Origin of the sequence: Sphingomonas caseinilytica, from assembly GCF_023516455.1 — a bacterium.
Lineage (GTDB): Bacteria > Pseudomonadota > Alphaproteobacteria > Sphingomonadales > Sphingomonadaceae > Sphingomicrobium > Sphingomicrobium caseinilyticum.
The window spans coordinates 826,221-848,289 of record NZ_JAMGBA010000001.1; the positions used below are offsets into that span (position 1 = coordinate 826,221).

The 22,069-nt window shown below is 62.1% G+C and carries 23 protein-coding genes; 13 read left to right on the plus strand and 10 right to left on the minus strand.

All coding sequences use genetic code 11. The annotated features are described in order from the left end of the window. The first annotated feature begins 107 nt into the window (after positions 1–107). On the plus strand, positions 108–1,334 hold the full coding sequence (locus LZ496_RS04160; RefSeq protein WP_249903326.1) for a toxic anion resistance protein: 1,227 nt from the start codon (positions 108–110) through the stop codon (positions 1,332–1,334). Beyond that, positions 1,331–2,056 (plus strand): hypothetical protein, encoded by a 726-nt coding sequence (locus tag LZ496_RS04165; RefSeq protein WP_249903327.1) that lies wholly within the window; start codon positions 1,331–1,333, stop codon positions 2,054–2,056. Before LZ496_RS04160 ends, LZ496_RS04165 begins: the two co-directional genes overlap by 4 nt. On the opposite strand, the gene LZ496_RS04170 is transcribed toward LZ496_RS04165, so the two are convergent. Genes LZ496_RS04170 through pgi form a run of 4 tightly spaced genes read right to left on the minus strand, consistent with a single transcriptional unit; the run spans position 2,053 to position 7,701 of the window. Beyond that, positions 2,053–3,258: a CaiB/BaiF CoA transferase family protein gene (locus LZ496_RS04170; protein ID WP_249903862.1), complete on the minus strand. Its 1,206-nt coding sequence runs from the start codon at positions 3,256–3,258 to the stop codon at positions 2,053–2,055. The two genes, LZ496_RS04165 and LZ496_RS04170, sit on opposite strands and share 4 nt — an antisense overlap. Beyond that, complete coding sequence (locus tag LZ496_RS04175; protein ID WP_249903328.1) at positions 3,258–4,853, minus strand: phytoene desaturase family protein; 1,596 nt, start codon at positions 4,851–4,853, stop codon at positions 3,258–3,260. Before LZ496_RS04175 ends, LZ496_RS04170 begins: the two co-directional genes overlap by 1 nt. After that, positions 4,853–6,193 (minus strand): glutathione-disulfide reductase, encoded by a 1,341-nt coding sequence (gene gorA, locus LZ496_RS04180; RefSeq protein ID WP_249903329.1) that lies wholly within the window; start codon positions 6,191–6,193, stop codon positions 4,853–4,855. Before gorA ends, LZ496_RS04175 begins: the two co-directional genes overlap by 1 nt. Continuing rightward, positions 6,190–7,701 carry a glucose-6-phosphate isomerase gene (gene pgi, locus LZ496_RS04185; protein WP_249903330.1) on the minus strand — a complete coding sequence of 504 codons (1,512 nt, stop codon included), beginning with the start codon at positions 7,699–7,701 and terminating at the stop codon, positions 6,190–6,192. Before pgi ends, gorA begins: the two co-directional genes overlap by 4 nt. A gap of 79 nt (positions 7,702–7,780) precedes the next feature. On the opposite strand from pgi, the gene lepB reads away from it, so the two are divergent. Genes lepB through era form a run of 3 tightly spaced genes read left to right on the plus strand, consistent with a single transcriptional unit; the run spans position 7,781 to position 10,175 of the window. After that, positions 7,781–8,629, plus strand: coding sequence for a signal peptidase I (gene lepB / locus LZ496_RS04190; RefSeq protein ID WP_249903331.1), 849 nt, complete (start codon positions 7,781–7,783; stop codon positions 8,627–8,629). Beyond that, a complete protein-coding gene (gene rnc / locus LZ496_RS04195; protein WP_249903332.1) occupies positions 8,626–9,288 on the plus strand; it encodes a ribonuclease III in 663 nt (220 codons plus the stop codon). The genes lepB and rnc overlap by 4 nt, the downstream gene beginning before the upstream one ends. Beyond that, the gene (gene era, locus LZ496_RS04200; RefSeq protein WP_249903333.1) at positions 9,285–10,175 is read left to right on the plus strand and encodes a GTPase Era; all 891 of its coding nucleotides are present in this window, start codon (positions 9,285–9,287) and stop codon (positions 10,173–10,175) included. Before rnc ends, era begins: the two co-directional genes overlap by 4 nt. A gap of 7 nt (positions 10,176–10,182) precedes the next feature. Here the strand turns inward: era and LZ496_RS04205 are convergent, their stop codons facing one another. After that, positions 10,183–10,875 (minus strand): NAD-dependent deacylase, encoded by a 693-nt coding sequence (locus tag LZ496_RS04205; RefSeq protein ID WP_249903334.1) that lies wholly within the window; start codon positions 10,873–10,875, stop codon positions 10,183–10,185. A 90-nt stretch (positions 10,876–10,965) separates the two neighbouring features. Between LZ496_RS04205 and LZ496_RS04210 the strand changes: the two genes are divergently transcribed. The 7 genes from LZ496_RS04210 (at position 10,966) to nth (ending at position 16,728) form a co-directional block, all read left to right on the plus strand. Then, positions 10,966–11,364: an acyl-CoA thioesterase gene (locus LZ496_RS04210; protein WP_249903335.1), complete on the plus strand. Its 399-nt coding sequence runs from the start codon at positions 10,966–10,968 to the stop codon at positions 11,362–11,364. 73 nt (positions 11,365–11,437) lie between these two features. Then, positions 11,438–11,944 (plus strand): YybH family protein, encoded by a 507-nt coding sequence (locus LZ496_RS04215; protein ID WP_249903336.1) that lies wholly within the window; start codon positions 11,438–11,440, stop codon positions 11,942–11,944. 211 nt (positions 11,945–12,155) lie between these two features. Further along, entirely contained in the window at positions 12,156–12,905 is a 750-nt protein-coding gene (locus LZ496_RS04220; RefSeq protein ID WP_249903337.1) for a DUF72 domain-containing protein, read from the plus strand. 22 nt (positions 12,906–12,927) lie between these two features. Then, positions 12,928–13,641 (plus strand): 4-hydroxy-tetrahydrodipicolinate reductase, encoded by a 714-nt coding sequence (gene dapB / locus LZ496_RS04225; protein ID WP_249903338.1) that lies wholly within the window; start codon positions 12,928–12,930, stop codon positions 13,639–13,641. Beyond that, the gene (locus LZ496_RS04230; RefSeq protein ID WP_249903339.1) at positions 13,638–14,978 is read left to right on the plus strand and encodes an APC family permease; all 1,341 of its coding nucleotides are present in this window, start codon (positions 13,638–13,640) and stop codon (positions 14,976–14,978) included. Before dapB ends, LZ496_RS04230 begins: the two co-directional genes overlap by 4 nt. Continuing rightward, a complete protein-coding gene (locus tag LZ496_RS04235) occupies positions 14,975–16,060 on the plus strand; it encodes a pyridoxal phosphate-dependent aminotransferase (protein ID WP_249903340.1) in 1,086 nt (361 codons plus the stop codon). Before LZ496_RS04230 ends, LZ496_RS04235 begins: the two co-directional genes overlap by 4 nt. Then, complete coding sequence (nth, locus tag LZ496_RS04240; RefSeq protein WP_249903341.1) at positions 16,057–16,728, plus strand: endonuclease III; 672 nt, start codon at positions 16,057–16,059, stop codon at positions 16,726–16,728. Before LZ496_RS04235 ends, nth begins: the two co-directional genes overlap by 4 nt. Here nth and alr read toward each other — a convergent pair. Genes alr through LZ496_RS04255 form a run of 3 tightly spaced genes read right to left on the minus strand, consistent with a single transcriptional unit; the run spans position 16,697 to position 18,469 of the window. Further along, complete coding sequence (alr, locus tag LZ496_RS04245; protein WP_249903342.1) at positions 16,697–17,728, minus strand: alanine racemase; 1,032 nt, start codon at positions 17,726–17,728, stop codon at positions 16,697–16,699. The genes nth and alr overlap by 32 nt on opposite strands. Before the next feature lie 10 nt (positions 17,729–17,738). Then, positions 17,739–18,125, minus strand: coding sequence for a GFA family protein (locus LZ496_RS04250; RefSeq protein WP_249903343.1), 387 nt, complete (start codon positions 18,123–18,125; stop codon positions 17,739–17,741). 32 nt (positions 18,126–18,157) lie between these two features. Beyond that, positions 18,158–18,469 (minus strand): UrcA family protein, encoded by a 312-nt coding sequence (locus LZ496_RS04255; RefSeq protein WP_249903344.1) that lies wholly within the window; start codon positions 18,467–18,469, stop codon positions 18,158–18,160. A gap of 152 nt (positions 18,470–18,621) precedes the next feature. Between LZ496_RS04255 and LZ496_RS04260 the strand changes: the two genes are divergently transcribed. Further along, entirely contained in the window at positions 18,622–19,527 is a 906-nt protein-coding gene (locus tag LZ496_RS04260) for a LysR family transcriptional regulator (protein WP_249903345.1), read from the plus strand. Here LZ496_RS04260 and LZ496_RS04265 read toward each other — a convergent pair. After that, positions 19,524–20,249 carry an aspartate/glutamate racemase family protein gene (locus LZ496_RS04265; protein ID WP_249903346.1) on the minus strand — a complete coding sequence of 242 codons (726 nt, stop codon included), beginning with the start codon at positions 20,247–20,249 and terminating at the stop codon, positions 19,524–19,526. The genes LZ496_RS04260 and LZ496_RS04265 overlap by 4 nt on opposite strands. Then, positions 20,246–22,069: a glutamine--fructose-6-phosphate transaminase (isomerizing) gene (gene glmS, locus LZ496_RS04270; RefSeq protein WP_249903347.1), complete on the minus strand. Its 1,824-nt coding sequence runs from the start codon at positions 22,067–22,069 to the stop codon at positions 20,246–20,248. The genes LZ496_RS04265 and glmS overlap by 4 nt, the downstream gene beginning before the upstream one ends.

Below are 22,069 nucleotides of genomic sequence, written 5' to 3' on the forward strand. Positions count from 1 at the left end.
TGGCTTGAAGCGCTGCGTCTTACACCTATAATACAGTAGACAAGCCTCTTGCGCCGAGTGGGCGGGCGTTCCACCCTTCCGGCTAATGGGTAAGAAAAGGAATGGACATGGCCAGCGACCCTCAAGCCGAAAAGGCGACGCCGACCGCTACTGCGACCAAGATCAAGCTGGAGCCGCCCGAGGCGCTGCAACCGATCGCGGTTCACGAAGCGTCCGGTCTGGTCCCGCTGAAGAATGAGGAAACGTCGGAACTGGACGACAAGGTCGCCAAGTTCGTCGACGAGCTCGCCGCGCTGGATTCGAACAGCCCTGAGTTCGGCAAAAAGGTCGACCAGCTGACCGCAATGGGCCGCAAGGAAATCGCCGAGGCAGCCGGCGCTTCGAACCGCTTCCTCGACCGTCCGGTCAAGGCGATCGATAGCGACACGGGCATTGGCGCCGACCTCACGGAACTTCGCCGCACGGTCGAGGAGCTGGATCCCAAGGAAAACAGCAAGTCGTTCACGGGCCGCAAGTTCCTGGGCATCATTCCCTTCGGCCGGCGCATCAACAATTATTTCGACAAGTATCGCAGCTCGCAGACTCACATCTCAGCGATCCTGCTTCGCCTGACCAACGGCAAGGACGAACTGTTGATGGACAATGCCGCCATCGACACAGAGCGCGGGGGCCTTTGGAAGACGATGCACCGGCTCGAGCAGATGGTGCACATTTCGAAGAGCCTCGACCGGCAACTTGAAGACAAGGCCAACGAACTGGACGCGACCGATCCCGCCAAGGCGAAGGCGATCCGCGAGACCGCGCTGTTCTACACGCGCCAACGGACTACCGACCTGCTGACCCAAATGGCCGTCACCGTTCAGGGCTATCTGGCGCTCGACCTCGTCAAGAAGAACAACGTCGAGCTGGTGAAGGGCGTCGACCGCGCGTCTACCACGACCGTTGCCGCGCTTCGAACGGCGGTGACCGTCGCCCAGGCGATGAGCAACCAGAAGCTGGTTCTGGAACAGGTCAACGCGCTGAACACCACGACCGCCAACATGATCGACACCACCGGCGAGATGCTCCGCACCCAGACCGGCGCGATCCACGAGCAAGCCGCAAGCTCGACCATCCCGCTCGAGACGCTGCAGCGCGCGTTCCAGAATATCTACGATACGATGGACCAGATCGATCAGTTCAAGCTGACGGCGCTGACCAACATGAAGCAGACGGTCGACACGCTCGGCAAGGAAGTCGAAAAGTCCAAAGGCTATATCGCCCGTGCAGAGGGCGTCTCCCAGGCGAAGCTGGAGAGCACCCAATCGCCGTTCGAAGCCATTGAGCAGAAATGATCCCGGACAAGACCAGCAAGGCCATCGATCACGCGAACGCCATCTTCGCTCGCCTCGACGAGCGGGACGGCGCCGTCCGCGACGCTGCCCGCCGCGAACGGGACAGGCTGAACGCCGGATTGGGCCAAGCCGTCCTGCGTGCCGGGATTGCGGTCGGCGTCATAAGCTTGGCCACGATCGGCATCGGGCTGATCGTGCCGATCGGCATGTTCGGCTTCCTTGCGGCAGTGGGGCTGGCGATCGGCGTCGCCGCCGTCCTTTTGTTCTCCAGCGGCCGCGAGATCGCGGCGCCCAATGTTACCCCTGATTTGCCGAATGCGCAGATGGTCCAGCGGTTCGACAGCTACCTCTTCCGTGCGCGGCGCGCCCTCCCCGCTCCGGCGCAGGCGGAGCTTGACCAATTGTCCGCGCAGCTGCCCTCGCTGCGCCAGACGCTCGAGAGGATTCCCGACCTCGATCCCAATGCGCAGGATGCGCGGCGGCTGATGTCGGTACATCTGCCCAACCTTATCGACCGCTACCTGCATGTCCCGTCGAACTATCGCGGCCAGCTGGACGGCGAAGGCATCAGCGTCGACGAACGCTTGGTCGAAGCGCTGTCGGCCGGGCGCGTCGCGCTAAAGGATATTTCGGAGAAGCTGGCGCGAAACGACATGGCCGCATTCGAAACGCAGGGCCGCTTCATCCAGTCGCGCTATTCCGAAAAAACGCTGGACGATTAACCGACGATTCCAGCGGCCTTCAGTCGCTGAAGCTCTTCCTCACCGATCCACTGCTTGAGAAGGTCACCATGCTCGCCAAGTGCAGGCGGCGGAAGCGGTGCGTCGCTTCGCTCGCCGTCGATCCGGATCGGGCAGCCGACCATCGGAACGTCGCCTAGCGCCCCGCCGCCGATCTCCAGCTTTGCCTGGCGATGAAGCGCCTGCGGATCGGCCAGCGCCTGACTGATCGTGTTGATGGGGCCCGCCGGGATTCCGGCTTGTTCCAGCTGTTCGAGCCAATCGGCGGCCGGCTTGGTGGCAATAATCTCGGTGATCATTGGAACCAGCTGATCCCGCGCTGCTACCCGCGCCGCATTGGTCGAGAATGCCGGATCGTCCGGCCATTCCGGATGGCCCACGATTGCCGCGAGCTTGGCGAACTGCCGGTCGTTGCCAACGGCGATGATGATTGGCTGATCTGATGCATTAAACGGTTGATATGGAACGATATTCGGATGTCCGACGCCCTGACGAACGGGGTCGCAACCGCTGACGAGAGCGTTTGAGGCCTGATTAGCCAGCATCGCCAGCTGGGTATCGAACAGCGCCATGTCGATTGTTGCGCCCTCTCCCGTTTTTTCCCTTCGGAGAAGTGCGGCGCATATGGTGTTCGCAGTGTACATTCCGGTGAACAGGTCGGCGACCGCGACGCCTACCCGCATCGGCCCGCCGCCTGGCTCTCCATCAGGCAGGCCGGTGAGGCTCATCAGCCCACCCATCCCCTGGATGATGTAATCGTAGCCGGCGCGCTGCGCGTAGGGGCCATCCTGGCCGAAACCGGTGATCGACGCGCAGATGAGGCGTGGATTGGCCGCACGAAGGCTCTCCGCATCAAGCCCGAACTTCTTCAGCCCGCCGACCTTGAAATTCTCGACCACAACATCGGCATCGCCCGCCATTCGCCGGACGATGGCAGCGCCCTCCTCGGTAGCGAAATCGATCGCCACCGATCGCTTGCCCCGGTTGGCGGCCAGGAAATAGGCAGCGACCTTTTGGTCGTCATGCTCAAGCCAGGGCGGACCCCAATGCCGCGTATCGTCGCCCGAGCCGGGCTTTTCGACCTTGATGACCTCGGCGCCGAGGTCGGCCAGAAGCTGGGTAGCCCAAGGACCCGCCAGCACCCGGCTTAGGTCAAGGACCCGAACCCCCGCCAGCGGCTTGATCAAGCCACGCGCCCCTTCAGGAACCGCGGCTTCACATCGGAAAGAATGGCCTGCGCGGCATTATGGCCCGGGGCGCCGGTCACACCCCCGCCAGGATGCGCGCCCGATCCGCACAGGTAGAGGCCCGGGAGCGGCATCCGATAATCGGCAGCGCCAATCATTGGCCGCGCGCTGAACAGCTGGTCGAGCCCCATCTTGCCGTGGAAAATGTCACCGCCGATCAGCCCGAACCGACGCTCAAGGTCGAGCGGCGAATGTATCTGCCGGGCGATGACGGATTTGGCAAACCCCGGAGCGTGAGATTCAACAGTTGCGATGATCGTATCCGCCGCCTTTTCCCGCTCATCGTCCCACGACCTGCCGTCGGGGAGTTTGTACCGGAAATGCTGGCAGAACAGCGAGGCGACATGCTTGCCCTTCGGCGCAAGCGAGGGATCAAGAGTTGAAGGAATCAGCATCTCGATCACCGGCTGCGACGAATATCCATTGAGCGCGGCGTCGGCGTGGGCCCGGTGCATATAATCCATGCTGGGGGCCATGATGATGCCCGCGGTCAAATGATCGCCGCGGCCCGGTAGCGACGTGAAGTTCGGAAGCTTGTCGAGTGCGACATTCATCCGGAAGGTCGCGCTTTCGCAGCCCCAATGAGCGAAATGTTCTTCGACTTGCCGGCTTACGGCGCCCTTGGGAACCAGCCGGTCGAACAGCAGCTTGGGGTTTACCCCCGCAACGATCGTCGGCGCGCGCCAGGTCTTGCCGCCGGAAGCGAGCCCGGCTGCCCGGCCCTTCTCGACGATGATTTCGCTGACCGGCGCGTTGAGGACGATGTCGACGCCCGCTTCATGACAGGCCTTGGCCATTGCCTGGGTGATGGCGCCCATTCCGCCGATGGCGTGGCCCCAGGCTCCGGGAACGCCGGCGGCCTCACCGAACAGGTGATGCAGCAGCACATAGGCTGTGCCCGGCGTGTACGGCGAAGCGAAATTGCCGACGATGCCGTCGAATGCGAACAGCGCCTTTGCCAGCTCGCCTTCGAAGAACCGATCCAGAATATCGCCAGCACTCTTCGTGGCGAACTCGTGGACGATGCGGACCTCGTCGGTCGAAAGGCCGATCAGGTCGCGGCCAAGGCTGGCAAGTTGCGGCAGGCCGCGGAGGCCAGCACCTGCTTCGGGAGGGGCCTTGAGCAGCCACTTGCGGATCAGCGGAACGACCGTGTCGAGCTCTTCATGATAGCGGTCATAGGCCGCACCGTCGGCAGGCACGTGACGCGCGATATCCGATCTGGTCAGCCCATCACGGCCCGTTAGAAGATAGCTTCCGTTCGGTCCTGGAAGGAAATTGTCGAGCTTGCGCAACACGACCTTCAGGCCGTGCCGCTCCAGCTCCATGTCCTTGATCACCTTGGGCTGGAGCAGCGAGACAGTGTAGCTGGCCGCGCTATTCTTGAACCCCGGGTGGAATTCGTCGGTCACGGCCGCTCCGCCAACACGGTCCGAAGCCTCCAATATGGCGACCTTCAGGCCCTTCTTGGCGAGATAATGGGCGCAGGTCAGGCCGTTATGACCGGCCCCAATGATCAGAATGTCATGCATCAGCGCATCAATACCAATTCTTCGGACATGGTGGGATGGAGCGCGACGGTCGCGTCAAAGTCGGCCTTCTTAAGTCCGGCTTTAACCGCCACTGCCGCGGCTTGAAGTATCTCGGGTGCATCAGGCCCGATCATGTGAATACCGACCACCCGGTCGGTCGCAGCATCTACTATCAGCTTGTACAGCGAGCGCTCATTGCGACCGGCCAGCACATTTTTCATCGGCCGGAAATCACTGGTGAAGGTGCGAACCTGGCCAAGGCGATTGCGTGCCTCGCTTTCCGTCATACCCACGCCGGCGATCGGCGGGTGCGAGAAAACGGCGTGCGGCACGCAGTCATAATCGACCGTCCATGGCTTTTGCCCGAACTGCGTATCGGCGAAGGCATGGCCTTCCCGGATTGCGACGGGCGTTAGCTGGATGCGATCGGTTACGTCTCCCACCGCAAAGATGGAGGGCACATTCGTTCGGCTGTTGTCGTCGACTTTGATCTGGCCGCGTTCACCCAGAGCCACTCCAGCCTCCTCAAGGCCAAGCCCCTCGACATTGGGAATGCGGCCGGTCGCGAACAAAAGTGCGTCCGCATCGATATCGTCGCAGCCTTCCATATCGATGGAGAGGCCGCCGCCGTCCTTCTTTTCGATGCGATTGAAGCTGGAATTGAAGCGGTACTCGATGCCCTTGGTCATCGAGATTTGCAGCAGCCGGTCGCGCATCTGCTCGTCGTAACCGCGCAGGATGACGTCCGATCGATTGACGACGATTACGTGGCTTCCGAACTGGTGGAAAATGCCCGCAAACTCGTTCGCGATGTAGCCGCCGCCGGCAATCACGATCCGCTCGGGAAGCTTTTCGAGATGAAATACCTCGTTGGAGCTGATCGCATGCTCCACACCGTCGATGCCCGGCATGAACGGCCGAGCTCCGGTTGAAATCAGGATCTTCCCCGCGCTGAGCGTCTTGCCACTTGCAAGTTTCACTTCATTGGGTCCGGCCAATGTCGCCCGCTCGTGGAAGATTTCGACCTTATGGTTGGTCAGGGTCTGCGTGTAGAGCCCTTCCAGGCGGTTGACCTCGGCAAGCACATTGTCGCGGAGCACCGGCCAGTTGAACGCGCACTTCGGTACGTCCCAGCCGAACATCGCGGCATCGTTCAAATCTTCCGCAAAATGCGCTCCGTAGACCAGGAGCTTCTTCGGAACGCAGCCACGGATGACGCAGGTCCCGCCGACCTTATGCTCCTCAGCAATTGCCACGCGCGCGCCATGGGCGGCGGCAATGCGCGCGGCGCGGACGCCACCCGAACCGGCACCGATCACGAACAGGTCATAATCACTCAAAGCCCGGCCCTTTCAATGAGATCGCGCGTCGACGGATCCAGTTTTGCCCGGCCATCTGGATCGTCCAGCGCCTTCGCCATCTCCTTACCCAACTCGACCCCGAACTGATCGAAGGGATTGATTCCGAGCAGGACCGCATTTGCGAAGGTACGATGTTCGTAAAATGAAATCAGTGCGCCGAGCGAACGCGGTTCCAGGCGTTGCAGCAGAACGGTCGTCGACGGCCGGTCACCCGAATAGGCGCGTGCCGAATCCTCCTGTTCCCGCCCAGCCATCAATGCCGCACCCTGGGCGAAGCAGTTGCCGAGGAGAAGGTGGTGATGGCGCGGATCCACGCTGTCGTCGTTTTCAACCACGGCCACAAATTCCACCGGGATCACTGTCGTGCCCTGATGGAGAAGCTGGAAGACCGCATGCTGTGCATCGGTACCGACACCGCCCCAGGTGACGGGAGCCGACGGCCGTCCAAGCGGCTTGCCCTCGCTGGTCACGGATTTGCCGTTCGACTCCATTTCCAGCTGCTGGAGATAGTCGGGAAGAAGCCGCAGCCGCTCGTCATAGGCAAAAATCGCCCGGCTCTGGGTCCGCCACACCTGGGTGTAGAAGAGGTCGGCGAAAGCGGCGAGCAGCGCCACATTGGCGACCCCATCGGTGAGTTTCACATGGCGGTCCATTTCCGCCGCGCCCTCGAGCAGTTCTTCGAATGCGCCCCAACCCAATGCCAGGGCGACCGACAGGCCTACCGACGACCAAAGCGAATAACGTCCTCCGACGCCCTCACTGAAAGGCAGGATGCGAGTTTCGTCGATGCCGTACTGAATCGCCTTGTCCGGACTTGCCGTGACGGCGATGACCTGGCCGTAGGGGTCCGACACCCCGGCTTCGCGCAGCCATTCGAGCGCCGCTTCGAGGTTCGTGAGCGTTTCGGTGGTGGTGAAGGTTTTGCTGGCCGCGACGATCAAGGTCGAAGCCGGATCGAGACCCCAGGTGGCCTCGTCGAATGCTTCGCCGTCAATATTCGACAAAACCCGCACTTCAAAGCGGTCGGCGTCCCGGCCCAGCGCGTCGATTACGAGGTCGGGGCCCAGCGCCGATCCGCCGATTCCGATATGCAGGATCGATTCGACCTCGCCAAATGCCCCCGCTTCGATCGCATCGATCAGGCTGCGCATCCGCCCGTGACGCTCGGAAGCAAGCTGATTGTCGTTCGGACTTCCCTCGCCTCGCTCGGCGACATGGGTTGCCGCACGATTCTCCGTGGAATTGACGATATCCCCTGAAAACAGCGCGTCGCGGGCGCCCGGATAGTCAACGGCGTAGGCAAGAACGGCAAACTCTTCGAGCGTGCCTTCATCCAGATGCGTTTTCGAAAAATCGAAGTGAATTCCAGCAGCGTCACGCGAAAGCCGGGCGACTCTTCCCGGGTCAGCCGAGAACAGATCGTTCAAGCGGACCGGCTGATGAGCTTCGATCGTTCGCCAAGCGGCGTTGCAGTCCAGAATCGCCATGTCCGGCCTAATAGTCGGCAACCCGCCAATTGCCATCCCCGCTTGACCTTAGCCGCCCGAGATTCGAAAGCGGCCTGACATGGCCTTTTCCCCGTTCCGACGCCGGCACTATGCCGACCCGCCTTCCGAAGATCGGCGGGAGACAGCCGGCGGCTTCTTCAAGTCGCTGTTGATCCTCGCTTTCGCGGCCTGGGTGTTGCGCAGCCTCATCGTCGCGCCGTTCAGCATCCCCTCCGGCTCGATGCTGCCGACAATGCGGATCGGCGATTACCTGTTCGTGTCGAAGTGGCCCTACGGCTATTCGAGCGCGAGCTTCCCGTTCGAGTTTCCGCCATTCAAGGGCCGAATATTCGGATCCCTGCCAAACCGCGGCGACGTGGTCGTATTCGAAGGGCCGTTGGGACAGGATGTCGTCAAACGGGTCATCGGCCTTCCCGGCGACACGATCGGTGTCGAGGGCGGCCAGGTTATCCTCAACGGCAAGCCGGTTCCCCGGGAACGGCTGACCGATTTTGCGATGACAGTCTCGTCCAATAGCCCTTGCCGGGTGGTTCCGCCGGCTGTTCCAATGACGAGGCCCGGGGACGATGGCCGCCCCACCTGTATTTACCCAATGTATCGAGAGACGTTGCCGAACGGCGTCACCTACTCCGTGCTCGACCAGACGGACATAAGCTTTGCCGATAATTTTGGCCCAATACGGGTCCCAGAGGGTAATCTTTTCCTGATGGGCGACAATCGCGATGATAGCCTGGACAGCCGCTACCCGGTGATTGCGGGCGGCATGGGATTTGTGCCCCTCGATCGCGTTGTCGGACGAGCAGAGCTGGCATTCTGGTCAACGGACGGAAGCGCATCGTGGATCAACCCGCTGAGCTGGTTTACCGCGCTTAGGACTGAGCGGCTGGCTACGGATTATCATCCATGATCGAATTACCTGCCTTTGTTGGCGAAGCATTGGGCGGCGAGCCCAAGGATCCGAAGCTGTTCGAGCGAGCGCTGACCCACGGAAGCCATGGCCGCGAAACCTATGAGCGGCTTGAGTTTCTAGGCGATCGGGTCCTGGGCCTGGTGGTCGCCAGATGGCTTTACGAGCGCTTTCCGAACGAGCCCGAAGGAAAGATGAGCCGGCGCTACAATGCGCTGGTCGCACGGGAAACATGCGCCGACGTCGGGCGAGTGCTCGACATTCCGCGCTTCATTCGCCTCGGCAAGCAAGCGCGGGAAGATCACGCCAACCTCAGCGACAATGTCGTCGGTGACGTGACGGAGGCGATGCTCGGCGCCATCTACCTGGATAGCGGAATCGACCGCGCCGAGGTATTCGTCCGGACCCATTGGGCGCCCTTCCTCGACGGCCAGAAGCGCGCGCCGGTGCATCCCAAGTCGGCACTTCAGGAAATTGCCGCGGACAAGAAGATCGGGGTTCCGCTTTACGAAACGATCGCCCGTTTCGGCCCGCATCATGCACCGCGTTTTCGGGTCAAGGTCAGCCTCGGCAGGCACGGTGAAGCGGAAGCGGAAGGCGATTCAAAGCAGGAAGCCGAAACTGCAGCGGCTGCTGCGTTGCTGGAGAAATTTCAATGAGCCGTTGCGGCCTGGTTGCGGTCCTTGGCGCTCCAAATGCGGGCAAGTCGACGCTCGTTAATGCGCTTGTCGGGCAGAAGGTGGCGATCGTCAGTCCCAAGGCGCAGACAACCCGGGCCCGGCTGATGGGTATCGCACTTCATAACGAAGCGCAGATCATGCTGGTCGATACGCCCGGTATTTTCCTGCCTAACCGGCGGATCGATCGGGCGATGGTCAAGGCTGCATGGGAAGGCGCGGACGATGCCGACCGGCTAGTGCTGGTGATTGACGCCGCCGCCAAGGTTGGCGGCAAGGTCGAACAGATGATCGAGGGCGTCGAAAGTCGCCCGGAGCCGAGAATCCTCGTCCTCAACAAGGTCGACATCGCCAAGAAAGATGACCTGCTGGTCCTGGCGGCGCGCCTTTCGGAGCGGCTGAAGCCGGAAGCGGTGTTCATGATTTCCGCGACGACCGGCGACGGCGTTGACGAACTGAAATCGCACCTCGCTGCGGCCATGCCCGAGGGTCCGTGGCACTTTCCCGAAGACCAGCTGACCGACGTCACCGACCGGATGGTTGCCGCTGAGCTGACCCGAGAGCAGCTCTATCACCAGCTTCACGCCGAGCTGCCCTACGCCAGTGCCGTCGCAACGGAGAAATGGGAGGACCGCAAGGACGGATCGACCGTGATCCACCAGCAAATCTACGTCGAGCGGGATAGCCAGAAGGCCATTGTGGTCGGCAAGGGCGGATCACGCCTGAAGCAGATTGGGGCGGCGGCGCGGGAGGCGATCGGCGAGCATCTCGGCCGAAAGGTCCACCTGTTCCTTCACGTGAAGGTCAATCCAAGGTGGGGCGAGGATCGTGGGCTTTACGAGGACATCGGGCTGGACTGGTCGGAGTAAGCGTAAGTTATCCGAGTAGCTCCTCGATCCATTTGGGCACCTCTATCCCGGCTGGACCATAGCGACGCTCGTCGAAGAAAATGCTGCCCTGGCTCGGCTCCAGATTGATCTCCAGCGTGCGGGCACCGCAATAGCGCACCGTCTGGACGAAGCCCGCCGCTGGATAGACGGCGCCCGAGGTGCCGATTGACACGAACAGGTCGCAGTCCATCAGGGCCCGCTCGATCCGATCCATGTCGTAGGGCATCTCGCCGAACCATACGATGTCGGGTCTGACGCGGCCTGCGACCTGGCAGACCGGACAGCTCGCCAATTCACCCATCGGGCCGGCCCAGGCAAAGCGCTCGTCACAGGCGAGACACCAGCCGCTCGTCAATTCTCCGTGCATATGCAGCAGACGCTTCGATCCGGCCCGCTCGTGCAGGTCATCCACATTCTGCGTCACGAGCAGCAGCTCGCCCGGCCATTCGCGGTCCAGCCGTGCCAGGGCAAGATGCGCCGCGTTCGGCTCGACTTCGCCAAGCTTTGCCCGTCGCGCATCGTAGAATTGATGCACCAGCGTTGGATCGCGGGAATAGGCCTCCGGCGTACAGACGTCCTCGACCCGATGGCCTTCCCAGAGTCCATCCGGTCCGCGAAACGTCGCCAGGCCGCTTTCGGCGCTGATACCGGCGCCAGTGAGGATGACGATATTCTTCATGGCTTTCGCGCGCTCAACCTATCGGATTTGGAACCAAAGTCAGCGTTTAACGATATTGACATGAATGTCAGTCAGACCCAGTCTTCGAACATGGTGAGCGAGGCCTTTCATCACCCGATCGGCATCAATGCCGAGGACATTGACCATATGGGTCATGTCAACAACAGCGTTTACCTGAAATGGGTGCAGGAAGCCGTCGTTCGCTATTGGGAACGGGTCGCGCCGCCTGAAGCGGTCGCTCGCCACCTGTGGATCGCGCTCAGCCACGAGATTCAGTATCGCCGACCGACATTCCTCGATGACCTGGTCGTTGCCGACGTAATTGCCGAAAAGGTGGAGGGCGCTCGCGCCTTCTTCACCACGGTCATCAAGCGGGGCGAAGATGTGCTGGCGGAGGTCAAAAGCACCTGGTGCTGCCTGGATGCGGTATCGCGCAGACCAGCTCGCCTGGCACGTGACATCGCCCAACGCTTCCTCCCTCAGGATTGAACGAGCTTGCGTCACCGCGATTGCGGTGTTTGTTACGCCTTCGCTCCGACTCGACCAATCGAAGGAGGCAATCATGATGAAAGCTCCGTTTCTTATCGCTGCGGCCGTGTTTGGGCTCAGCGCTTGCAAGCCGGCTGAACAAAAGGCCGCCAAGGTTGACCTGGCGGCCGAAGAGCAGGCCCTCCGCGCCAAGGAAAGCGCCTGGATGGAGGCCTACAACAAGCATGACGCCAAAGTTCTGACGGGCCAATATGAGGACGACGCCTCGCTTGCGGCGAATGGGACGGCGCTTATGACCGATGCCGTCGGCCGCGGGATATTTCTGGAAGGGATGGCGACAGATCCTGCACTCAAGGTCGATTTTGCGAGCGACCGGGTCATCGTTGCGGCTTCAGGCGACCTGGCATCGAGCCGTGGGCATTACACGATGACCTACACGGACCCCGTGACGAAGCAGCCGAAGACGGAAACCGGCAACTACCTGACCGTATATCGCAAGGTGGCGGACGGTAGTTGGAAGGCAGTAGAAGATTTCACTACGCCTGGTCCCGCAGTAGCGGCAGCGCCAGCTGCTCAATAATTTCCAAACAGATCTGTGCTTAGAAAAATTGTTAACTTTTTGTTAGGTGCGACTCGGACTCTTATTGTTTGATACGCATGCGAACCGGCGAGTTCGCTGAAGTTCCCAGTTGCGCAAGCTTGATAGGCTGCACCGCGAGGCGCGGTAGACGATGCCTATAACTTGAGCCGGCGCCTTGCCCCCGAAGGGCGCCGGCACCAAGCTCTTCGCCATGAATAAGCCCATTATTCGAGTCGGCATTGGCGGCTGGACCTATGAACCCTGGCGAAAATCATTCTATCCCGAAGGTCTTCCGCAGAAACGCGAACTGGAATTTGCTGCGCAGCAACTGACGGCAATTGAGATCAATGCCACATTCTATGGACGGCAGAGCCCGAAAAGCTGGGAAAATTGGGCCAAGGCGGTACCCGACGGCTTCCAGTTTTCTATCAAAGGCTCTCGCTTCATCGTCATGAAAGCGAAGCTGGCGGAGGCCGGCGAAGGCATTGGCAATTTCGTGGCGCAGGGTTTCACTGCGTTGGGCGAAAAGCTCGGCCCGCTTCTGTGGATGTTACCGAGCCGCAAGAAGTTCGATCGCGACGACGTTGCGGCTTTCTTGAGGCTTCTACCGACGAAGCATGACGGCATCGCACTGCGCCATGTGATCGAACCAAGGCATGAGAGCTTCCGCGACGAGGCGTTTTTCGACCTCTGCCGGGATCATGATGTCGCGATCGCCTATGGCGACGATGATGAGTTCCCCTTGATCGACGCCGACACCGCCAGCTTCCGATATGCGCGGCTGCAGCGGATGAACGAAGAGGTCCCAACCGGGTACGACAGCAAGGCGCTCGATCGCTTCGCCGGCCTGGTCAATGGCTGGAAGAAGGACAGCTACGTCTTCATGATCAACGGCGCCAAGGTCCGCGCCCCGGCGGCCGCCATGGCGCTTCAGGAGCGTCTGGGCATTGCGAAGGCGTAAGCCTTCCGCCATCACGCCAATCATGCGCACCGACCATCAGCCCGTCCGCATTGCCCTGTTCGCACCTGACGGCCGCATGGGTCGCGCGATCCAGTCAGCGATCGCCGAAGATCCAACTTTTGCGCTCGACAATGACAATGGCGACGTGCTGGTCGACTTTTCGTCGCCCGATGCGCTGAGATCCAGCTTGGATCGGGCGGTATCCGCCGGCGTGCCGTTATTGATCGGAACAACCGGCCTGATCGACGAGCATGATGCGCTGATTGCGGAGGCCGCCAGGATCGTCCCGATCCTGAAGGCGCCCAATACGTCGGTGGGGGTCGCGCTGCTGGCGGACTTGACCGAGCGCGCCGCCCGAATCCTGGGACCGGACAAATGGGACATCGAGATTGTCGAGGCCCACCACAACAGGAAGGCCGACGCACCATCCGGGACAGCGCTCCACCTGGGCGCTGCAGCTGAACGTGGCCGCGGCGGCACTTCGCCGGTCGAGCGAGGCAGGGATGGCACTGGCCTGAAGCGGGAAGCGGGCGCCATCGGCTATTCCGCCATTCGCGGCGGGACGGTGGCGGGCGATCACGACGTGATGTTCCTCGGCCCCGACGAGCGGCTGATCCTGTCTCATCGCGCCGAAAACCGCGCGATCTTCGCACGCGGCGCATTGGCAGCGGCGAGATTCCTGCGTGGGAGGCCTGCCGGCCTTTATTCCATGCGCGACGTCATCGACGCCGCATGAGCGAGACTGTTTCCGACAGTCACGGCCTCGTCAGGCGGCTCGGCCCGTTCGACGCCACGATGCTGGTCATGGGCGGGATCATCGGCGCGGGCATTTTCGTCAATCCGGCGGAAGTCGCGCGGCACGTCCACAGCCCGGGGCTGATTGTCGGCGTCTGGATTCTCGGCGGGCTGATCGCGATGGCTGGTGCGCTGGTCTATGCCGAGCTGGCCGACCGCCGGCCTGATGTCGGCGGGCAATATGCCTATCTGCGCGACGCCTTCGGACAGACGCCGGCCTTCCTCTACGGGTGGTCGCTACTCCTCGTGATCCAGTCGGGCGGAATGGCGGCGGTGGCGATCACCTTCGCGCGCTATTTCCTCGACCTGGCCCCGCTGCCCCTATCGGAGGGCATGGTTGCATCGGCCGTGTTGCTACTTCTGGTTGCGATCAACTGCCTCGGCGTTCGCGCCGGCGGAACGGTGCAGAGCGGACTGATGGTCCTGAAAATCGTCGCGATCGGCATTTTGGTGATCGGCGGCTGGTGGTTCGCCTCGGCCAATCCTGGTTTCGTGACGCCCCGCGCAGCGAGCGAGGCCGGAGGCGCTGGTATGCTTGCCGCGATCGGAGCCGCCATGACTCCCGTCATGTTCGCTTACGGCGGCTGGCAGACGTCCAGCTTCGTCGCCAGCGAGATGCGCAACCCGCGGCGCGACCTGGTGCGGGCGCTGCTGCTGGGCGTCGCTGGTGTGGTGATACTCTATACCGCCGTCGCATTTGTTTGCGTCTACGCGCTTGGCCCGGATGGCCTCGCGCAATCCAAGACTCCAGCGACCGACACGATGCGCATGGCGCTCGGCGAGACCGGCGCAACGGTCATCGCGCTAGGTATCGCGATTTCGGCGCTTGGCTTCCTCAGCCAGGGCATGCTGACCGCGCCGCGTGTCTATTTCGCCATGGCCGAGGACGGCCTGTTCTTCCGCAAGGTCGCCGAAGTCAGCGCCAAGACCCGCGTACCGATCGCCGCGATCGTACTGCAGGGTGTGGTGGCGATCGCGATCGCTTTGTCGGGTACCTACGGCCAGATATTGAGCTATGTCGTGTCGGTCGACTTTATCTGGTTCGGAATGACTGGCGCGGCGCTGTTCGTGTTTCGCCGCCGCGATCCTCCGGAGGCGGGATTTCGGGCACCGGGCCATCCGCTGACGACGGGGCTATTCGTTGTCGCTTGCGTAGTCGTTGTGATCGCGACCGTGGCGAGCAATCCGGTGAACAGCATGATCGGCTTTGCGATCCTGCTGGCGGGCATTCCGGCCTGCCGTTACTGGCAGCGGACGAATAAGCCGGGCCGCGCATGACAATGGGCCGAGGTGCGATGCAGTCGGACTATATGCACTGGTTCAAGGTGCAGCGACCCGTCCGTATCAACCTGTCCTCGAGCGAAGTGCCGCATTTCCGGCTCGACCGATTGCCGCTGACCATTGGCAAACTCGACGCCGATGGGGCGAGCCACCCGCGCTATGCGCCGCTGCGTGAGCGGATCGGGAAGCGGCACGGCATAGCGACAGAATGCGTCGTCGGCGCCAATGGAACGTCGATGGCCAATTTCCTGGCGATGGCGGCTCTGATCGCGCCGGGCGACGAAGTGCTGTTCGAACGGCCCGCCTATGAGCCGATGTTGTCGTCGGCGCGGTTTCTGGGCGCGGACATCAAATGGATTGAGCGGCGCGCCGAAAATGGCTTCCAGCTGGACCTGGATCAGCTCGAGAATGCAGCCACCGACCGGACCCGCCTCATCGTCCTTACCAATTTGCACAATCCCAGCGGCGCCCTGACTAGCGAGGATGATCTGCGTGCGATCGGCGCGATCGCCGAGCGCTGCGGGGCGCATGTTCTGGCCGACGAAGTCTATCTCGACAGTGCGGTGCCGCCGCAGCCGACATCTGCGCATTTGGGACCGCAATTCGTCGTCACCAGCAGCCTGACCAAGGTTTACGGCCTTAGCGGACTTCGTTGCGGCTGGATCCTGGCCGAGCCTGGACTTGCCGAGCGGATGTGGCGGCTCAACGACCTGTTCGGGGTGAACCAGCCCCACCAGTCGGAAATGCTGTCCTGCTTTGCCTTCGACCATCTGGAACAGGTCGCCGCTGGCAATGCCGAGCGGCTCGCCGTCAATCGGGACATCTTCAATGAGTTCGTTGCGTCACGCGAAGACCTCGACTGCATGAAGGCCGAGCATGGCATCACGGTATTCCCACGCTGGAAGGGCGGCGATACCGAAACGCTCCACGACCTCCTCCGCTCGAAGCACGACACCGCGATCGTTCCGGGTCGCTGGTTCGATATGCCGGACCATTTCCGGGTCGGCCTTGGCGGCGATACGGAAACCGTCAAGGAAGGGCTGGCGCGGCTTGGAGCCGGGCTTGACGAACTCGCATGAAAAAGCCCGACATCTTCGAATTCTACCGTCGTCTGGCAGAGAGCAATCCAGCGCCCGAGACCGAGCTGGAATTTGTGAACCCCTATACGCTGCTGGTCGCGGTCGCGCTATCCGCGCAGGCCACCGATGTCGGCGTCAACAAGGCGACGCGGGCGCTATTCGCCAAAGTCACGACGCCGCGGCAAATGCTGGACCTGGGCGAAGAAGGGCTGAAACAGCACATCAAGACGATCGGCCTGTTCAACACCAAGGCAAAGAATGTGATCGCAGCGGCGCGCATCCTGGTTGACGAGTTCGGCGGCGAAATTCCGCACGAACGGGAGAAGCTGGAAACGTTGCCGGGCGTCGGCCGCAAGACCGCCAATGTCGTTCTGAACGTTGCCTTTGGAGAACCGACGATTGCGGTCGACACGCATATCTTCCGTGTTTCGAACCGGACGGGCCTGGCGCCGGGCAAGAATCCGCTAGAAGTCGAATTAAAGCTCGAGAAGTCGACGCCCGAGCCGTTCGTCACTCACGCGCATCATTGGCTGATCCTGCATGGTCGCTACATCTGCAAGGCGAGGACGCCGGAATGCTGGCATTGCCCCGTGGCCGATTTGTGCGCCTACAAGCCCAAGACGCCGGCGCCGAAGACTAAGTCCAACGCCGCTGCAGCCGCTCACTGAGGCCGGTCAGCAACTCATATTGCGATAAGCCAGAAGCCGCGGCGGCGTCCGGCAAATCATAATCCAGCGTCACCCAATCGCCTTCCGAGAGTTCCGGAACAGCGCCGGCGTCCAGCGCAATAAGGTCCATCGAGACACGGCCGATCAGCGGCAGCGGCTTGCCATATGCACTGGCCGATCCTTTGCCGGCAAAGCAGCGCAGATAGCCGTCGGCATATCCGATGTTGACGATGGCGGCCTCGGTATCGGCAGCCGCCGTCCAGGTTGCGCCATAGCCGCAGCTTTCACCTGACCGTATTTTCCGGCGCTGCACGACCTCCGCCTCAGGAAATGCGACCTGCCGAATATGGCCATCAGCCTCTGGGCGGGGGACGCCGCCATATAGCGCAACGCCGGGCCGAACGAGGTCGAAGCTATAGTCACGCCCAAGACAGATACCCGCGCTATTGGCGAGTGCGTAGCGGCGCGCAGAAACTGTCGCCGCCACCGCTGCGAAACGATCACGCTGGACTGCATTCATCGCGCTGTCTTCATCGGCACAAGCCAGGTGACTGTGCAGCGTTTCTATGTCGAGGCCCTCTAGCAGTCCGATTTCGTCTGTCCTGATGCCGAGGCGGTTCATGCCGGTGTCGATCATCACGTCGCAGGATCGGTCAGGAGCAGCCTCCTTCCACCGCGCCACCTGGGCGGGCGTGTTGAGGACCGGTCGAGCAGTACCGGCCAATGCTGCCGCCATGTCTTCCGGTCCAACACCGTGCAGGACACAAAGCGATGATCCGTCGGGAAGCTGGCCAAGCGCTGCTGCCTCTGCCCAGGTGGAAACAAAGAAATCGCGGCATCCGGCTTCGCCCAGCAAATGCGCAACGCTGCGAGCGCCAAGGCCATAGCCATCGGCCTTCAACGCCGCGCCGGCAGCTACGCCCGCCGTTCTCTGCAGCCAGCGCCAGTTGTCCTGGAGTGATTTGGAATCGAGGCGGAGGCGAAGCGCGTAGTGGGTCACGCGCCCTGCCCTAGCCAGCACCGTCCCCCTCGTCGAGGGCGGCTTTCGCCTGCTCCCAGTGCCTTCCGTCGAATTTCTCGATCGACAGTTCAACCGGGGCGTCGAGGCAGTTGGCGTTGACGCTCCACGCCTCCGGATGGCTGCGCGGCTGATAGAAGCTCTTCACGCCGCAGGTCGAGCAGAAGAGATGTTCCGCGGCTCCAGTCCCGAAGCGATAGCTGGTCAGCCCATCTCGGCCAGCGATGAGGTCGAAATCCTGATGCGGAACCATGATGTGGATAAAGCCGGTCATCGAGCAGACCGAGCAATTGCAGTCGAGCGCTGGAACGGGAGGGTCGGGCATCGACGCCCGGAACCGAACCGCACCGCAATGGCATCCACCTGATACTTCGATCATGGGGTGCCTATTGCGGCGCGATCATTCGATAATCAACGGGCAGCAACCTTAATCGGCTGGCTGGAAGCGTCGGCGATCCGCTGGTCGCGCTCGCCGGCGAGGCTGGCAAGGGTTTCAACGCGGCAACGGCGCACGTCGTTTTTCCCGGCAACATCGACGTCCGAAGCGATGCCGCAAACTTCCTTGACGGCCTGGTTCAACCGGCGATCGAGCGCCTGCTGGCCGGACTGGCTGCTGAGGTCGAGATCGGCGGTTTCGACGACACTGGTGGCGACATATGGCGCTTCGGCCAGGGCCGGAGTTGCACTGAAGGCCAACAGCATGGCGATAATGGTCTTGGTCATGTCGCATTCCCTTTTTTTGGGTGCCGGACAAATCCGGAGCGACCTTTCATCTATACCGATAATTCAGTTTTTATAAGCAACGATGTCGTGATATTATTCTGCATAATTGCAGAATGCGGGCCGAACTTCGTGCGCGCATATTGGGCCCATTGATGGACTGGAACGACCTTCGTTACTTCCTTGCCGTCGCCGATCAGGGCAGCACCCTGGCGGCTGGACGCGCCTTACGCGTGAGCCAGACGACCGTTGCCCGGCGCATCACCGCGCTGGAAGAGTCGCTTGGGCTATTGCTCTTCGAGAAGCGCCAGGCCGGCTACACGCTGACCCCTGCAGGCGAAGAGCTGGTCGACCGTGCCAGGCAGGTCGAAGCGGCAACCGAGGGATTTACCGAGGCCTCGGCGGCGCTCGCGCGGGACACGAGCGGAGTCGTGCGGATTACGACCCAGGAGATCTTCGCCAACACGCTGCTCGGCCCGATGCTCAAGGAACTGCACGAACTGCACCCGGACATTGTGATCGAGATCAACACGCAGCAGGAACTGCTGGACCTTGGCGCCGGGGAAGCGGATGTCGCCCTTCGCAGCACCGCCGGCGACCAGCCGGGCGGTACCGTCGGCCGCAGCCTCTGCATCGACGATTGGACGCTCTACTGCAGCCGCGAATATGCCGATCGGCACGGCGTTCCCCGCACGCGCGACGACTTGAAGAAGCATGCCATCATCGGCGGCGGCGGCGGAAAACTATGGCTTCACTACGAGGCATGGTTGAAGTCGCTGGGTCTCGAGGGCCAGGTCGCCATGCATCATGCGACGTCGACTGGACTATTATCCGCGGTGCGCTCTGGCTTCGGCATAGCCGTACTCCCCTGCGTTGTGGCCGACGCGGAGCCGGACCTTGTCCGTTGCATCCCGCCTCGCGCCAATCACAGCCGGTCGATGTGGCTGCTGACCCACGAGCGGGTTCGACAGACCCCGCGCGTCCGGGTGGTGATCGATTTTCTCTACGACCGGCTAGTGCGCCACGTACGAATGCTCGAGGAAAAGCGCGCCGCCGCCTAGGCGACGGGCCCGCCTCGCCATTCCGGCATCGGGCGTTCCCCAAGTGCGACGTCAACAGCCGCCGCCGCCAGCAGTCGAGTGGAATCGAGGATCGGCAGCGGCGAAACGTCCTGCGTGATCAACAGCGGGATTTCCGTGCAGACCAGTGCAACTGCATCGCATCCGTCTGCCTTCAACTTCTCGATGATCTGCACATAGGTATCGCGCGAGCTGTCTTTGAACGTTCCGAGGCACAGCTCATCCATGATGATGTCGTGGATCAGTTTGCGGTCCGTTTCGTCCGGAATTGCCCAACCCATTCCACGGCGGCCCAGCGCGCCGGGATAGACCGGTCCCGTCATCGTCCAGTTGGTGCCGAGGATGCCGACCTTCGTCCGGCCATCGCGGCGGGCCTTTTCGGCAACGACCTCGCCGATGTGGAGGCCGGGAATCGGGAAAGGCTCGCCGGGCGACTCCATCGCGATGTGCGCGGTATTGTCGGGCAGCACGAAGAATTCCGCGCCCGCCGCGGCGATCTTCCTGGCGTCCTCCATGAAGAATTCGCGCAGGGCGGCATTGTCGCCCCGATCCCATGCCTCCAGCACCAGCGCCATTGGGCTGCACGTCATGGTGATTTCCGGGTGCATGTGCGCGCCCAGCCGCTTCACACCTTCCAGACAAGCCGTTCGAAAGCAGAGCGATGCGCCCTCGAAGCTGTGCGCCAGGATGCCAATATGTTTCATTCCACCGTGACGCTTTTCGCCAGGTTGCGCGGCTGGTCCACGTCGGTGCCTTTGGCCACCGCGACATGATAGGCGAGCAGCTGCACCGGTACCGCATAGACCAGCGGCGCGATTAGCGGGTGAACCTCCGGCATTTCGATCGTCGCCACACAGCCTTCGCCGGCTTCGGCGAGGCCCTTGGCATCGCTGATCAGGATAATCTTGCCACCGCGAGCGCGGACTTCCTGCATGTTACTGACGGTCTTCTCGAACAGCGGACCCGAGGGAGCCAATACGATCACTGGAACCAGGTCGTCGATCAGTGCGATCGGGCCATGCTTCATCTCTCCGGCGGCATAGCCTTCGGCGTGGATGTAGCTGATTTCCTTGAGCTTCAGCGCGCCTTCGAGCGCCATCGGATAATCGGGCCCGCGACCAAGGTAGAGGACGTCGCGCGCCGGAGCGACGAGGTGCGCCATGCCCGCTATATCCTCGTCATGATTCAGCGCCTGGTTCATCGCTTCCGGCGCTTCCCGGAGGTGCTCGACGATCTCCCGCTCTTCGTCTTCGGTCAGGCGCCCTTTGGCACGGGCGAGGTTTGCTGCGAGCGCGGCAAGGACCGACAGCTGGCAGGTAAAGGCCTTGGTCGAAGCGACGCCGATTTCCGGCCCCGCATGAGTTGGAAGCAGCAAGTCCGCCTCGCGCGCCATCGAACTGGTCGGCACATTGACGACCACTGCGATCGTCTGCCCCTCTTCCCGCGCGTGGCGCAGCGCGGCGAGCGTGTCGGCGGTCTCGCCGCTCTGGGAAATGAACAGCGCCAGGCCGCCCGGCTCCAGCACCGGCTGGCGGTAGCGGAACTCGCTGGCCACATCGATGTCGACCGGAACCCGCGCGAACTGCTCGAACCAATATTTGGCGACCATGCCGGCGTAGAAGCTGGTGCCGCAGGCAACGATGGTGACGCGATTGACCGTGCTGAGGTCGAAGTCGAAATCGGGCAGCGCGACCTTGCCTTCGAACGGCCGGACATAGCTTTGGAGGGTCTGGGCAACCACGATCGGCTGCTCGAAGATCTCCTTCTGCATGAAATGGCGATAATTGCCCTTCTCGATCCGTGTCGCCAAAGCGCCGGATTCGACAATCTCGCGGTTCACCGGCTTGTTGGCGCGGTCGTAGATCTGGATGCTGTCGCGCTTCACCACGGCCCAATCGCCCTCTTCGAGGTAGGCAATCTTTTGCGTTAGTGGCGCTAGCGCGAGCGCGTCCGAGCCGAGGTAATTTTCGCCTTCGCCATAGCCGACGGTCAGCGGCGCACCCATGCGCGCGCCGATGATCTGGTCGGGATGGTCCTTGAACAGGAAGGCGATGGCGAAGGCGCCGTGGAGGCGCGGCAGAACGGTCGCGACCGCTTCCGTCGGCGACTTCCCGTTTTCGACTTCGCGGGCGACAAGGTGAGCGACCACTTCGCTGTCGGTCTCGCTCAGGAACTTGCGGCCATCGGCGATCAATTCGTCACGAAGCGGCTTGAAGTTCTCGATGATCCCATTGTGGACCAGCGCCACCGGCCCTGCGATGTGCGGATGGGCATTGTCGACGGTCGGCGCACCATGCGTCGCCCAACGCGTGTGCGCGATTCCGACGTCACCGTGCAGCGCCTCGGCCGCCAATTGCCTGGCGAGGTTGTCGAGCTTTCCTTCGGCCCGACGACGCTCGAACTCGCCACCTTGCACCGTGCAAATACCGGCCGAGTCATAGCCGCGATACTCTAAACGCTTCAGACCGTCGTACAGGCGCTGCGCAACGGCTTCGCGACCGACGATCCCGACAATTCCACACAT

Bases quoted from the DNA above. Each gene is read 5' to 3' on its own strand.
- LZ496_RS04235 (WP_249903340.1), top strand. From the start codon at position 14,975: ATGACAATGGGCCGAGGTGCGATGCAGTCGGACTATATGCACTGGTTC.
- LZ496_RS04265 (WP_249903346.1), bottom strand. From the start codon at position 20,249: ATGAAACATATTGGCATCCTGGCGCACAGCTTCGAGGGCGCATCGCTC.
- LZ496_RS04250 (WP_249903343.1), bottom strand. From the start codon at position 18,125: ATGATCGAAGTATCAGGTGGATGCCATTGCGGTGCGGTTCGGTTCCGG.
- LZ496_RS04210 (WP_249903335.1), top strand. From the start codon at position 10,966: ATGGTGAGCGAGGCCTTTCATCACCCGATCGGCATCAATGCCGAGGAC.
- LZ496_RS04215 (WP_249903336.1), top strand. From the start codon at position 11,438: ATGATGAAAGCTCCGTTTCTTATCGCTGCGGCCGTGTTTGGGCTCAGC.
- LZ496_RS04205 (WP_249903334.1), bottom strand. From the start codon at position 10,875: ATGAAGAATATCGTCATCCTCACTGGCGCCGGTATCAGCGCCGAAAGC.
- LZ496_RS04220 (WP_249903337.1), top strand. From the start codon at position 12,156: ATGAATAAGCCCATTATTCGAGTCGGCATTGGCGGCTGGACCTATGAA.
- LZ496_RS04230 (WP_249903339.1), top strand. From the start codon at position 13,638: ATGAGCGAGACTGTTTCCGACAGTCACGGCCTCGTCAGGCGGCTCGGC.
- dapB (WP_249903338.1), top strand. From the start codon at position 12,928: ATGCGCACCGACCATCAGCCCGTCCGCATTGCCCTGTTCGCACCTGAC.
- LZ496_RS04255 (WP_249903344.1), bottom strand. From the start codon at position 18,469: ATGACCAAGACCATTATCGCCATGCTGTTGGCCTTCAGTGCAACTCCG.
- glmS (WP_249903347.1), bottom strand. From the start codon at position 22,069: ATGTGTGGAATTGTCGGGATCGTCGGTCGCGAAGCCGTTGCGCAGCGC.
- LZ496_RS04165 (WP_249903327.1), top strand. From the start codon at position 1,331: ATGATCCCGGACAAGACCAGCAAGGCCATCGATCACGCGAACGCCATC.
- era (WP_249903333.1), top strand. From the start codon at position 9,285: ATGAGCCGTTGCGGCCTGGTTGCGGTCCTTGGCGCTCCAAATGCGGGC.
- nth (WP_249903341.1), top strand. From the start codon at position 16,057: ATGAAAAAGCCCGACATCTTCGAATTCTACCGTCGTCTGGCAGAGAGC.
- LZ496_RS04260 (WP_249903345.1), top strand. From the start codon at position 18,622: ATGGACTGGAACGACCTTCGTTACTTCCTTGCCGTCGCCGATCAGGGC.
- pgi (WP_249903330.1), bottom strand. From the start codon at position 7,701: ATGGCGATTCTGGACTGCAACGCCGCTTGGCGAACGATCGAAGCTCAT.
- lepB (WP_249903331.1), top strand. From the start codon at position 7,781: ATGGCCTTTTCCCCGTTCCGACGCCGGCACTATGCCGACCCGCCTTCC.
- LZ496_RS04175 (WP_249903328.1), bottom strand. From the start codon at position 4,853: ATGCATGACATTCTGATCATTGGGGCCGGTCATAACGGCCTGACCTGC.
- rnc (WP_249903332.1), top strand. From the start codon at position 8,626: ATGATCGAATTACCTGCCTTTGTTGGCGAAGCATTGGGCGGCGAGCCC.
- LZ496_RS04160 (WP_249903326.1), top strand. From the start codon at position 108: ATGGCCAGCGACCCTCAAGCCGAAAAGGCGACGCCGACCGCTACTGCG.